The following is a 13197-nucleotide window of genomic DNA, read 5'->3' on the forward strand; positions in this document are numbered from 1 at the left end:
CGGTTCTCAGGTGGGCAGCAGGCCCGCGTGGGCGATCTCCAGGGTCTCCACCGCCGCCTCGGAGCGGGCCGGGTCGAAGGACGGGCCCTGCCAGCGGACGGGCACGATCCCGAACACCTGCCAGCTGATGATCCGGCTCAGGTCCGGGCGCAGCGCCACGATCTCGCCGTCCTTCGGCTCGACCCGGCGCAGCGTCGCGTCCAGCCAGCGCCCGATCTTCGCCGTGTCGGCGGTGACCGGCCGGGTGAGCGTGATGTTCGACCAGGTGACCCGGCCCGGCAACTGCCAGGTGAAGCCGTTGTTGCCGCCCTCGGCGTAGCTCTCCATCTCGACCTCGGCGCCCATGCCGGAGCAGGTGTGGAACGCGCCCAGGTCGTTGCCGCCGATCGCCAGCCGGAAGAACACGCTGGTCGCGAAGATGCTGTCGGTCATCGGTCCGCCTTCCGTCTCTCGTTCGTCCGTTGTGTCAGCGCCGTCCGTCGAAGGGCCTCCCGGCGCGCTCGCGCCCGCGCCGCAGCTCGGTGCGCAGCAGCCGTGAGACCGGGTCGATCAGCCGCCGCGCGAGGTCGTCCAGCTCGGTGTCGGACCCCTGCGGCGCCGCCCGCGACCCGGTGGCCGCCTGCACCGGGCGGGCCGGCCGGGCGGGTGCCGGGGGCGGCGGACCCGGGGCGGGCGCCGGGGGCGGGGCGGTCACCGGGAGGGGGGTACGGGATGCCTGCACCGGCGGCGTCGGCGTCGGCGTCGGTGTCGGGGCCGATGCCGGGCGCCGGGCGACGACGGGCCCGGTCGCCTCCGCCGGACCGCCTCCGGCGGCGCCATCGGCGTCCAGCCCCAGCGGCAGCGGCCGGGCGGCCAGCAGCCGATGCCGGGGCCCGGCCGGGCGGGCCCCGGGCCCGGGCCCCGGCCCGGACGCGGGTTCCGGTACGACGAGCGGCAGGGGTTCGTCGTACCGCCGGGCGGGTGGGGCGGGTGGGGCCGATCGAGCCGGTGAGGCCACCGTGGTCGGTGAGGCCATCGTGGTCGGTGGGGGCGGCGGGGCGTCGGGCCGCGGCGTGGCCTGCCCGGCCCGCTGTACGGACGCGGGCAGGGCCGCCAGGGGCGCCCCGAGCCCGCGCCGCGTACGCGGGGGCTCGGCGACCTCCGGCGGGGCGGGAGCCGGGGAGACCAGGGGCGTGTCGGGCGTGTCGGTCGGGTCGGGCGCGGCGAGTTGTCGCCGGGGGTGTACGTCACCCACGGCGGGTACGACCGGGACGCGGCGCCTGGGCATCAGGGGCGCGGGGGGTACGCCGGTGGGCCGGACGAGGTCCGCTCCGACGACCCGCGCCACCACGGGCGCGCTCCGTCGCTCCGGCGGCTCGCCGGGCGCGGGAGCGTCGGTGACGGCCCGTGCGACGAGCGGGCGTCCACCGGTGGAGGGCTGGCCCGGGGCCGGGTGGACGGAGGGCGGCGGCTCGACGACGGGCGCCCGGAGCGGCCCGGCGTGGGTGGCGCCGGTGGCCTGCGTACGAGGCTCGGGCGGCGGCGGGGTGCTCGGGAGGGCCCGCGCCACCACCGGTGCCGTGAACGTGGCGTCGGGGAGCGGACGTCGCACCCCCGGGCCGGCATCGGGAACGCTCCCGTCCGGCTCGCCCGGGTCGGTCGCGGTGCGCGACGGCGGGGGAGGCGAGCCGTTCCGGTCCGGGCTCCGGGGCGCGGCCCGCGGCAGGCCCAGCGGGGCCGCTTCCGGCCCGCTCCGGCCGGGGCGACCGGGCGTCCCTCGTTCCGGCGCGGTCCGGAGCGCCACGGCCGGTGCCGTCTCGGGTCGGCTCGCGCCGGGCTGACCGGGCGCGGACGGCCGTACGGTCGCCTCGCGCTCCGGCGCGGGTCGCCGCTGTACGGCCGGTGCCGCTTCCGGCGCGCTCGCGGGCGGTCGAACGGCCTCGGCCGACGCCACGGGCGCGCCTCGCTCCGGCGCGGTCCGCCGCGCCAGGGTGGGTGATGTCTCCGGCCCGTTCACGCCCGGTCGGTCGGGTGCGGCCGGTGGTGCGGGCGCGGTCGGTCGGGCCACGGGGGGTGTCGGGTCCGGTTCGCTCGGGCCGGGTCGGCCGGGCTGGGGCGGCCCAGCGGTCGTGTCCTGTGGGGGTGCGGGCCGTCGTGCCACGAGGGGTGCCGTCTCCGGGCCGCTCGCACTCGGCCGGCCGGGCGCGGCCGGCCTCACGGTGGTCTCTTCTCCCGGCGCCGACCGGCGTGCGCCGCTCAGCGGCGCCTCCGGCTCGCCGCCGCCCACCCGGCCGGGCTGGGCCGGTCGCGCGGGCTTGTCTTGTGACGGTGTGGTCCGTCGTGCCACGGGTGGTGCCGACTTCGGTTCGCTCGGGCCGGGTCGGCCGGGCTGGGGCGGCCGGGCGGCTGTGTCCTGTGGGGGCGCGGTCGGTCGTGCTACGGGGGATGCCGTTTCCGGTGCGCTCGTGCCTGGCCGGTCGGGTGCGGACGGTGGTGCGGGCGTGGTCCGTCGTGCCACGAGCGGCGCCGACTCCGTTTCTCCCGGGCCCGGTTGGCCGGGTTCGAGAGGCCGTACCGCCCCCTCTCGTTCTCGTTCCGGTGCCGTCCGCCGGGCCACGCTCAGTGCTGCCTCCGGCCCGCCCCGCTCGGGCCTCGGCGCCGTCGCCGGTCCTGCCGTCCCCGGCCCGGCTCCCCGCCTCGCGACCGGCCTCGGCTCCCGCCCCGCCCCCGCCCCCGCCCCCGGCGGCGGCGGTGCGGCGGCGGCCGCCTCCTCGGGCTGTCCGTCCGTCGCCGCGTCCGGCGCCTCGGGGATGTCCCCCGCCCGCGCGAGGGCGCGGAGCAGGAGGGGGCCCGAGGCGGTGTGGGGGAGGGGGGTCGTCGTCGGGTGGGTCACACCGTGGATCAGGCCCGGTGGGGCCGTCGGGGTCACCGCGTGGGCCAGGCCCGCGTCGAAGCTCGGGTTCTGCCAGGCGGTCAGGCCGTCGCGGAAGACCAGGCCGTCGCTGACGGCCAGCGGCGCGCGGGAGACGGTCAGGCGCGGGGCTTGTGTCCCGCGCCAGCCGCCGTCCCAGTCGGGCGGCACGCCGGTGTCGGGCCGCGCCGCCGGGGCCTCCGGCGACGCGGCGGCCCAGGGCCGCCGCCGTAGCCTGTCCCGCCATGCCATGCGTCAACCGCCTTCGTTCACAAGGGTGTTGATCCGGGCGATCTCGGTGACCCAGTCCTGGCGTTCGCCGTGGGTCAGGTCGAGGATGTCGTCGCGCTGCCAGTGGAAGTGGTAGGCGATGTACGCGATCTCCTCCCGGAGCCGGGGGAGCGCGTACGTCACGATTCCCCCAGGCGCCCACCGGAGAGGTCGACCTCGAAGGCCCCCTCGCAGTGCGGGCAGGTGACGGCCGCGCGGGTGTGCCCCTCGCTGTTGACGCGCCGGTAGAAGTCCTGGAGGAAGGCGACGTCGGTCGCGTACATCCGCTCCACGATCCCCGCGTGCACGTCGGTGAGCGTGCCGAGCCGGGTGATGACCTGGCTGAGCAGCACCACGCTCAGATAGGCCGGGTTCTCCTTGACCCGCAGGTCGATCTGCGGGCGCAGCTCGTCCCGGGCGGTGGCCAGCCGCATCGCGCCGTGCCGGTGCAGGGTGCCGTCCTCGTCCACGTACCCGCGCGGCAGCTCGAACTCGAAGTCGGTGCGCAGCCCGTGGTCCCGCCGCTGGGCGGGGGGCGGCTGCTCGGACGTCGTGGCGGGTGTCGTGGCCTGGAGGATCTCCTCCAGGCTGCCCGCCGTCACCGTACGGCGCCTCATTCGACGATGATCTCCTCGAACACGATGGTCACGGTCTCGGTGGCCCCGGAGGACTCGCCCGCCTTGAGGGAGGGGCCCTCCCACTTGGACGCCCAGCCCTGCATGAGCTGGATGCGCCTGACGGTGGCGCCGGTGCTGTCCTTGATCTCGATGGTGATGTTCTGCCGTGCGGTGTCGACGGCGCCGTTGTTCAGCGTCTCCTTGATCCACCGGGTGAACTCGCTGCTCTTGTCGAGGCCCCGGGTGATCGTGATCTCGCCGGCCTGCCGGGCGCCGGGCTGCTTGCGGATGATCTGCTTGCCCGTCGAGCTGACCTGGCGGACCTCGACGACCTCTTCCTCGACGCGCAGTCCGCTGATCTCCTGGACGGACTCGACCAGATAGCCGCCCAGCTGCACGCCGAAGACATGGGTGGAAAGCGCGTCGCCCTCTGCCATGAACGTCTACACCTCTCTACTCGCTGCTCGCTGCTCGTCGCTCACTCGTCGACGAGGCTCGTGCTGTCGGAGAACTGGGCCAGCCGGAACACCACGAACTCGGCCGGCTTCACGGGCGCGACGCCGATCTCGCAGACCACCCGCCCCTGGTCGATGGACTCCTGCGGGTTGTTCTCCCGGTCGCACTTCACGTAGAACGCCTCCGCGGCGGTCAGCCCGAACAGCGCGCCCCGGCGCCACTCCTCGGACAGGAACGCGGTGACGTTGCGCCGGATGCTGGACCACAGCCGGTCGTCGTTCGGCTCGAAGACCACCCACTGGGTGCCCAGCAGGATGGACTCTTCGAGGTAGTTGAAGAGGCGCCGCACGTTCAGATAGCGCCAGGCCGGGTCGGAGGAGAGGGTGCGGGCGCCCCAGATCCGGATGCCTCGGCCGGGGAAGGCCCGTACGCAGTTCACGCCGATCGGGTTCAGCAGGTCCTGCTCGCCCTTGCTCAGCCGCACGTCCAGGTCCACGACGCCCCGGATGACCTCGTTGGCCGGGGCCTTGTGCACCCCGCGCTCGGCGTCGCTGCGCGCCCACACGCCCGCGACGTGCCCGCTCGGCGGGACGGTCGTGTTGCGCCCGGCGGAGGGGTCGAAGACCCGCAGCCACGGGTAGTACAGGGTCGCGTAGCGCGAGTCGTACCCCGCCTCGTCGTTGCGCCAGCGGCGCATCTGCTGGGCGGAGAGCCCGGGGGGCGCGTCGAGGACGGCGACCCGGTCGCCCATCTGCTCGCAGTGCGCGATCACGGCGAGCTGGACCGTGCGCAGGCCCTCGGCGTCGATGTCGCCGCGCTCGTACGCGCTCATCAGGTCCGGCACCGCGACCATGGTGATCTCGTCGATCGTCTCCAGGCCCGCGAAGCCGGTCCGGGCCTCCGCGTCGCCGACGTACTCGGCCGGGTCGAGCGGCGCCGCGCCCGCGGAGGCGTCCGGCGCGGGCCGCGCGGGGGCGGCCGGCGCGTCCGGGAGGGCGAGCGTCTGCGCGGCGGGCCGGGGCTGGGCGGCGGACTCGGGCCGCTCCGCGACCTCGATCAGGCGCGAGCCGCGCGCCTGGGTCACGAAGTACCCCTTGACGCTGCGGCGGGTGGACGCCTCGTACGTCTCAGCGACCTGCCCGTCCTGCCGGACCAGGACGCGGAAGCGGTCCTCGGGCGGGTTCTCGCCCTCCGGGTCGGCGATCTCCACGGACACGCCGGCCACGCCGGGCCGGGCCGCGACGAGGAAGCCGCCGACCTCGACCGAGGGGGCGGCCGGAAGCTCCCCGGCCCGCTCGCCGGAGGCGCCGGGGGCGTCGGAGGCGTCGGCGGTGTCCCGCGCGGGGCCGCCGATCCGGACGACGTACGCGGCCCCGCCGCCGTTGGCGAAGTAGCCGTGCACGGCGAGCGGCAGGTACGCGCCCGGGGCGAAGCCGCCGAAGAGGCGGGCGAACTGCTCCCAGCCGGTGACCAGCGTCGGCTCGTGGAAGGGCCCGCTCCGGGCGAAGCCGACGAACGCGGCGACGGCGGTGCCGACCCCCTCGATCGGGCGGGCACCGGACTGCACCTCCTCCACGTACACGCCGGGGGTGAGGTACGTCGGCATGGTCGCTCCTTCGGTCGGCTCGCCGCCGGGACGGGCGGCGGTACGCGGTGATCGGCGCCGCACCAGCCTTTCCGGCGGGCGCCGGTGGCGGCAGGGGCGCACGGACCAGGCCGGGGGCACCGGCGCTGCCCTCGGGGGGCGCCCGCCGCGCCCGCCGGTTCACATCTCCGCGACCCGGGACAGGTACGGCCCGAACTCGCCCTCCAGGACCAGGCGCCCCAGCTTCCGGTACTCCTGCGCGACGGCCGTCACCAGCCGCTCCATCGTCAGCGGCTCGTCGGCGGCGGCCGTCGCGTACGCGGCGGTGACCGCGCAGGCCCGGATCGAGCCGCCGGCCAGCTCGAAGCGGTCCGCGCAGAAGCCGAGGTCGAGGTCGGCCGCGCGGGGCAGCCGCCTCCCCAGGCAGCGCTCCCACAGGGCGAGCCGCTGGGCCGCGTCGGGCAGCGGGAAGTCCGCGATCACGTCCAGACGGCGGGTGAACGCCTCGTCGAGGTTGGCGCGCAGATTGGTGGTGAGCACGGCGATGCCGTCGAAGGACTCCATCCGCTGGAGCAGGTACGCCGACTCGATGTTGGCGTGCCGGTCGTGCGCGTCCTTCACCTCCGCGCGCTTGCCGAAGATAGCGTCGGCCTCGTCGAACAGCAGCACGGCGTTGACGGCGGCGGCCTCGGTGAAGATCCGCTCCAGGTTCTTCTCGGTCTCCCCGACGTACTTGTCGACGACCGTGGACAGGTCCACCACGTACAGGTCCATGCCCAGGTCGGCCGCGACGACCTCGGCCGACATCGTCTTGCCGGTGCCGGAGGCCCCCGCGAACAGGGCGATCACCCCGCGCCCGCGCCCGCCGCCGGGCCGCATCCCCCACCGGCCGAGCACCCGGTCGCGGTGCCGGGCCCGCACCGCGAGCTCCTCCAGGCGACGGCGCGTGACGGCGGGCAGCACCAGGTCGTCCCAGCCGACGGCGGGCTCCACCCGGCGGGCCAGCCGGGCGAGCCCGGCGCCGTTCTGCGCCCGCACGGCGGTCGCCAGGTCCCCGGGGGACACCGGCCGTCCGTCCAGGGCCGCCGCGCGCACGGCGGCCCCGGCGGCGCGGCGCAGCTGCCCTGCGTCGAGGCGGTGGGCGGCCACCGCACGGGCGAGCGGCGCGGCGTCGTCCGGGGCGCGCCGGGGCCCGTGACCGTGCCCGTACCGCTCCGAGGCCTCCGCCAGGGCGTGCCGCCAGCGCTCCGCCTGCCGCTCCGGGGACGGCGCCGGGACCGGCAGGACGACCGGCGCGTCCGGCGCCCAGGCGGGCTCCCAGTCGCCGGTGCCGTACGTGAAGAGGGGGACCCCGCGCAGCTCCGCCGCCACGGTACGGAGCATCCGGGCGCGCTCGCCGGGCCGGTCGGGCAGCTCCTCCAGCGGGCCCAGCAGCACGCCCGCGTCCGCCAGGCGCGCCTCGCGGGCGACGGTCCTGGCGAGCGGGCCGAGCGCGTCGGCCGCGCGGTGCCCGAGGGCCGCCGCGTCCAGCGGCAGCGCGCCGAGGCCTCGGGCCCGCAGGGCGGCGACGGCGAGGCCCGCCGGGTCCCCGCCGAGCGCCCGCAGGTGGACGTGGCCGAGGCCGGCCGAGGCGGCGGAGCGGTCCCGGGCGACGGGGTCGGCGGCCGGGTCCTCGGCGGCGGAGCCGAGGACGTCGGCGAGCAGCGGGTCGGGGGAGGCGTCGCCGAGGAGGTGGGCGGTGACCCGGTCCGGCACGACCAGGACCCGTGACAGCGGGGGCCGTTCGGGCTCGGTGACCTCGACGAGGCCGCCCGCGACGAGCGGCGCGGCCGGGCCGAGCCGGAATCGGGCGGCCGGGACCCCGGTGTGCCCGCACAGGTCGAGGGCGAGCCCGACGGTGGGCCGACGGCGGCTCAGGTCGTCGTTGAGGTAGCCGTACAGCTGCTCGAAGCGGGCGTCCAGGTCCGGCGCCAGCGCGATCAGCAGCAGGTCCACGTCCACCGGCGCGAGCCCGAACCGCGCCACGAGCCCGCCGAGCGGCGAGCCGGGCGGCGGGGGCTCCGGGGCGAGCGCGGGGAGCCGGGGGTCGTACGGGGGATCGAGCACCCGCGCGACGGCCTCGGGCGTCAGGAACCGCCCCCGGTAAGGGTCGTCGGGGTCGGGGTCGACGGCGGCCCGGACCCCGACGGCCCGCCGCACCCGCTCCTCGACGACGAGCAGGCGCCGCCAGAGGTAGGGGAGGACGGCATCCGAGCCGTCCGGCGCGGAGCGGCGCCCGGGGCCGGGGTCCGGTCCGGGGTCCGGGGACGTCGGCCCGGGACCGGCCGGACCGCCCGCTCCCGGCCCGTCTCCCGGGCGGCGCTCCGGGCCCGGTGTCCCGGCCCGGTCCGGGTGTCCCGTCCGCCCCGTGGCGGCCACGTCGTGGGCGGTGTCGGTCACGGGCGGCGGTCTCCTCGTCTGCGGCGGGCCGGGGGGAGCGGGCGGTCGCGGGGCACGGCGAAGCCCTCGTCGGGGGCGGGGGGAGGGAGCTCCGTGTAGCGGAGGCGGCGGGAGCCGGCGTCGTCGTCCGGGCCCGAGCGGACGACCAGGCCCTCCGTGACCGGGGGTGCGGCGAGCCGGGTGAGGGACGCGAGCGGCGCCCGGACCCGTACCGCGATCGACGGTTTCAGCTCGCCGCCCAGCGCCGACCACACGTCCGAGGCCGACGGCGCGTCCGGGCCCCCGGCGCCGGTGTCCAGCGGGACCAGCAGGCCGAGTTCGGCCAGCGTGCCGCCCAGCAGGTGCGCGGGGAGCTCGTCGCGGGCCGTGAGGCAGACCAGGACCCGGGAGAGCAGCCGGTGCTCGTCCTCGGGGCGCCCCGCCCAGGCGGAGACCAGGTACGTCAGCTCGAACCAGCGCGGCGGGCCGCGCCGCGCGACGACGAACCCGGCCTCGTCGTAGACCTCGCCCGCCCCGCTGCCGCGCCGCGTGTGGTCCTCGCGGATGTCGTACAGGAACACGCAGACCGTGGGCGTGCTGCGGCGGGCCGCCCAGTCGCGGGTCGGCGCGTCGAAGGCCACCTCGACCCCCGCCGCCGCGAGCCCGGACTCCGCGAGGAGGCGGCGCAGCGCCTCGTCCACCTCGTCGATCACCGGCGGTTCACCCAGTCGGGCGGCTGGACCGTGCCGGGGACGACGAGGAAGTCCGTCCGCACCGGGCCGAAGCCCGGGCCGGTCGCGGTGATCGTCCTCGGCCCGGTGAGGTCCTTGGCGAGGATGAGCAGCTGCCCGGTGAACGAGCCGTCCGGGCCCGGCACGGTCGGCGCCGCCGCCGCGGTGATGCCGGGCCGCCAGGTGAACCGCACCGGCACCCCGGGCGGGAAGTCCGTGCCCCGCACCGAGGTGACGAAGCCGGGCCTGCCGATCGGCGGCACCGCCACGATCCTCGGCTGGAGCACCCGGACCCGCTGCCGGGCGGTGTTGTCGCGCGGGTCGGCGTCCGTGCCCGTGGTGGTGAGCACACCGGTGACGTCCGAGGAGAAGGCCCGGTCGGGGGTCAGGACGACCCGGACGACCGCGCGGGCGCCGGGCGCCAGGTCCGGCAGCGCGCACGTCCAGCCGCCGTCGCAGCCGGGCGGCGGCCCGTCGTGGGGGACGCCCCGGGGCAGCCCGATCCGCAGCCGGAGGCCGGTCGCGAGGGCCTGGCGCCCGTTGCGGACGGTGTACGTGACGACGACGCGCCCGCCCACGTACCCCGGTTGGGGCCGGGCCGTGATCCGCACCCCGGGCCCCGCGCGCGGCTCCGGCGGCTCGGGCGGAGGCGGTGTCGTCGGCGGCGGGGTGGTGGTCGGCGGGACGGTCGGGACCGGGGTCGTCGGCGCGGGCGTGGTCGGGGTCGGCGTGGACGGCGACGGCGACGGCGGTGCCGGCTCCCGCACCGGCACCAGCGTGCGGCCCGTGTTGTCGCTCGGCGCGGGGTCCAGCACCGCCCCCGTCACCGACCAGTCCACCGGCTGCTCCCCGGCCACCGTCCCGGTGAACGTGACGTCCACGGGGACGGTGGCACCCGGCGCCAGCACCCCGAGCGCGCAGCTCAGGGCGGCCGGGTCGCAGACCGCGCCGGGCGTGCCGGGCGCGCCGAGCGCGGTGACGGTCAGGCCCGCGGGCGGGTCGAGCGTCAGGCGCGTGCCGGGCGAGGCCGCCGGGCCCTGGTTGACGACCTCCACCCGCACGGTCCCCGGCACTCCCACGGTCAGCGGCGGCACGCTGCCGGGCGCCCGCACGGCGAGGTCGACGGACTGGCGGACGGCGGGCTCCTTCTGACGGCCCGGCAGCCCGGCGGTGAGCGGGGTCACGGTGCCCGTCGCCACGTCCACCAGGCGCAGCTTCTCCGGGCTGTTCGCGGCGCGCGCCGCCCGCGAGCTGAACACCAGGCTCCGCCCGTCGGAGGTCCAGGCCGCGTCCCGGGGCTGGAAGGGCCCGCCGTATCCGGTGTCGGGGAGCTCCCGCCCGCAGGCTCCCGGCACGTCGCGGGCCGCGTCGGGCAGCAGCACCCGGCAGCCGGGCACGCCGCCGCCCGCGTCGAGGGCCGCCAGCAGCAGCCCGTCGCGCTCGTCGACCAGCCCGCCGCCGCTCTTCCGGTTGAACGCGACGAGGGTGCCGTCCGGGGAGAACGCCGGGCTGTCGTCGATCACCCGGCAGCCCGGCGGGCACATCAGGGCGCTCAGATCGCGCTGCTCGCCGAGCCGGTCGACGGGCACGGTCCACACGTGCTTGTTCCCGCCGACGCCGTCGATCACCTGGGCGCGGGTGAACGCGAGCGTCGTGCCGTCCGACGACCAGGTCGGCTGCGCGTCGCCGCCCGCCGCCTGCCCGGCCGGCGGCACGACCTCGCCGCGCGGCTCCCCGGTCGCCGCGTCGGCGATCAGGACCCGCGCCGGGCCGGAGGCGTCGCCGACGCCGCCGGGCGAGGTCCGGGTGAAGGCGAGGAGCCGCCCGTCGGGGGAGAGGGTCGGGTCGGTGTCCCAGTCGCGCGGCCCCCGCCCGGCCAGCGGCAGCACCCGCTCGTTCGCGCCGTCGGCGTCCGCCGTCCAGATCCGTTCGATCCGCGCGTCCGGGGTGCCCTCGAAGCGGGTGAACAGGAGACCGCGCCCGTCGGGCGTGTACGTCTGCCGCTCGGTCCACGGGTCGAAGCCCGGCGCGGGCCGGAACAGCGGGTCGCGCGTCGGATCGGTCTCGGTGTCGGCGGCCGGGTCCTCGTTCAGGACGGCCCGGCCGAGGTCGCGCGGATCGGCGCCGTCCGACCGTACGTCCTGGAGCGTCACCTCGTGCGGACCGCGCGCCGACACCCGCTCGACGACGGCGCCGCCGCCCTCCTGCGGGCCCAGCCAGGTGGGCGAGCCGACCTCCCGGTCCTCGCTCAGCACCACCGAGGGCGTGTCCTGCGTGCGCGCGGTCACCCGGAAGACGTGGTCCCAGTCGCCCTCGCAGTCGCAGGTGCGGTCCGGGCTGAGGAACAGCACCCCGTTCCCGTCGGGCAGCCACGCTGCCCCGTGGGTCCGCCACTGCTCCGGCGTACCGGAGAACAGCGGCCCGCCCGTCGCCCCGCCGGTCCCCGCGTCCGTCCACCGCAGCCGGGGGCCGCCGGACCCGTTCGCCGTGTACGCGATGAGGTCCCGGTGCGCGGCGTCGTCCACCGGGTTCCACACCGGCTCCCCGGCCGTCCCCTGCCCGGGGTCGCTGACCAGCTCCGCGTCGCCGCCGGCCAGCGGGCGCGCGTACACCTGCCGGCCGAGCGCCGGGTCCGCGTCGCTCGCGTACGCGAGCCGCGCCCCGTCCGGCGACACCGTCGGGTGCTCCTCGTTCGCGGGGGAGTCGGTGAGCCGGGTGAGCCCGGTCCCGTCCGTGCCCACCCGCCACAGGTCGCGCTGGCCGCCGCCGGGCGCCGCCGCGTCGAACACCACGGCCAGCCCGTCGGGGGTGAGCCGCGGGTTCGCCGCGTCCAGGCCGGCGGTCAGCCGGGACACCGCGCCGTCCGCCGCCCGCAGGTAGATCTGCGGGGCCTGCTCGTCGCGGCGGCTCGCGAAGACCAGCCGGTCGCCGAGCGCGGCCGGCTGCACGTCCAGGTGGGCCGGGCCCTCGCCGAACAGCGGGGCGCTGGTGGTGCCGCTGGTGACCCGGCCCAGACTGCGGTGCCGGGTCCCCGCGTACGCGATCCGCACGTCGCCCGCGGCCGCCCGGGGCCCGGCCTCGGCGCGGTCGGGGGCGGAGGCCGCGGTCACCGCGAGCAGGGGGACCAGCAGCAGCATGGGCGCGCCGACCCTTCCCCAGCGGTGCCGTCGGCCGCCGGAGCCGCCCGTGCTCATCACGGTCCACCTCACAGTCCGGTGCAGCGGGGTCCTACGACCCGGCCACCCTGCCCGCCCCCGCAGGCCGCCCGGCAGGGCCGCGGGGGCCGCACCCGGGGGAAGCGCCGGGTGCGCTTTGGGGCAGTCGCGGCGGTCAGATGAGCCCGTTGCGCAGGGCGTAGCCGACCGCGTGGGTGCGGTTGCGCAGCTCCAGCCGCGTGATGACCTCGTGCAGCACGTTCTTGACGGTCCGTTCCGAGTACGAGGTGGTCCGCGCGATCTCGGCCGTGTCCAGCCCCTCGGACACCAGCCGCAGCATGTCCGCCTCGCGCGGGGTCAGCGTCGACAGCGACGAGACGTGCGGGTCCAGCGCCGAGCGCTGGAGGCTGCCGACGTGGCTGAGGAGCTTGGCCAGCAGGTCGCCGGGGAGCACGCCCTCCCCGTTCGCCATCGCCACCACCAGCCGCAGCAGCCGGTCCTGGTCGGCCTCGGCGCGCCGCAGCACCGCGGTCACCCCGCATTCGATGGCCCGCTGGAGCGCGTCCCCGGACTCGAAGGTGCCGACCACGAGCCCGGTGCGGGTGCGGGAGTTGTGCCGCAGCCGCCGCAGCAGCGCGGCGGTCTCGTCGTCCACGCTGTCCACGGTGACCAGCGAGACGCGGGCCTCGGCGGCCCGGACCCCGTCGAGCAGCTCGACCTCGGGGCGCTGGCGGAGCTGGTGCACGACCCCGACGTGCAGCACCGGGTCCGAGGCGTAGACCGCCACGGTGATCCGCCGGTCCTGGAGGGTGCCGCCGGGGGCGGGCGGCACGGCCGGGAGCTGGTGCCGGGGCACCTCGCCGGGGTCGGGGGCGTCGTGCGTCCGGGGCGCGTCCCGGGTCCGCGCGGCCTCCTGGACCGGGGCGGGGTACGCGGCGGTGCCGGAGGGGGTGACGGGTCCGCTGTGCTGAGCTCGGCTCATGGGTCGCTACCTGTTCGGTGTCGTCGAGACGTGCGCGGAGGGGGCGGGAGGTACGGGGCGGGGCGGCACGGTGGGGCGCGTCGGTCGGCGCGT

General features: G+C 77.6%; 10 protein-coding genes. All 10 read right to left on the bottom strand.

The genetic code is table 11. The annotated features are described in order from the left end of the window. Nucleotides 1-6: 6 nt before the first annotated feature. Nucleotides 7-432: a phage tail protein gene (locus ACZ6J5_RS18770; protein WP_469392783.1), complete on the bottom strand. Its 426-nt coding sequence runs from the start codon at nt 430-432 to the stop codon at nt 7-9. Between the two features lie 34 nt (nt 433-466). Further along, a complete protein-coding gene (locus tag ACZ6J5_RS18775; protein ID WP_469392785.1) occupies nt 467-1591 on the bottom strand; it encodes a hypothetical protein in 1125 nt (374 codons plus the stop codon). A 1554-nt stretch (nt 1592-3145) separates the two neighbouring features. After that, on the bottom strand, nt 3146-3304 hold the full coding sequence (locus ACZ6J5_RS18780) for a DUF6760 family protein (protein WP_469392787.1): 159 nt from the start codon (nt 3302-3304) through the stop codon (nt 3146-3148). Next, nucleotides 3301-3777 (bottom strand): hypothetical protein, encoded by a 477-nt coding sequence (locus ACZ6J5_RS18785; RefSeq protein WP_469392789.1) that lies wholly within the window; start codon nt 3775-3777, stop codon nt 3301-3303. The genes ACZ6J5_RS18780 and ACZ6J5_RS18785 overlap by 4 nt, the downstream gene beginning before the upstream one ends. Next, complete coding sequence (locus tag ACZ6J5_RS18790) at nt 3774-4214, bottom strand: phage tail protein (RefSeq protein ID WP_469392791.1); 441 nt, start codon at nt 4212-4214, stop codon at nt 3774-3776. The genes ACZ6J5_RS18785 and ACZ6J5_RS18790 overlap by 4 nt, the downstream gene beginning before the upstream one ends. Before the next feature lie 41 nt (nt 4215-4255). Further along, nucleotides 4256-5839: a phage tail sheath family protein gene (locus ACZ6J5_RS18795; protein ID WP_469392793.1), complete on the bottom strand. Its 1584-nt coding sequence runs from the start codon at nt 5837-5839 to the stop codon at nt 4256-4258. A 159-nt stretch (nt 5840-5998) separates the two neighbouring features. Then, the gene (locus ACZ6J5_RS18800) at nt 5999-8038 is read right to left on the bottom strand and encodes an AAA family ATPase (RefSeq protein WP_469392883.1); all 2040 of its coding nucleotides are present in this window, start codon (nt 8036-8038) and stop codon (nt 5999-6001) included. 215 nt (nt 8039-8253) lie between these two features. Next, nucleotides 8254-8949: a Pvc16 family protein gene (locus tag ACZ6J5_RS18805; RefSeq protein WP_469392795.1), complete on the bottom strand. Its 696-nt coding sequence runs from the start codon at nt 8947-8949 to the stop codon at nt 8254-8256. Next, nucleotides 8946-12161: a hypothetical protein gene (locus tag ACZ6J5_RS18810; protein WP_469392797.1), complete on the bottom strand. Its 3216-nt coding sequence runs from the start codon at nt 12159-12161 to the stop codon at nt 8946-8948. The genes ACZ6J5_RS18805 and ACZ6J5_RS18810 overlap by 4 nt, the downstream gene beginning before the upstream one ends. 136 nt (nt 12162-12297) lie before the next feature. Further along, nucleotides 12298-13104 (bottom strand): helix-turn-helix transcriptional regulator, encoded by an 807-nt coding sequence (locus ACZ6J5_RS18815; protein ID WP_469392799.1) that lies wholly within the window; start codon nt 13102-13104, stop codon nt 12298-12300. Between the last annotated feature and the right edge of the window lie 93 nt (nt 13105-13197).

The organism is Streptomyces sp. NPDC042100, assembly GCF_055582325.1.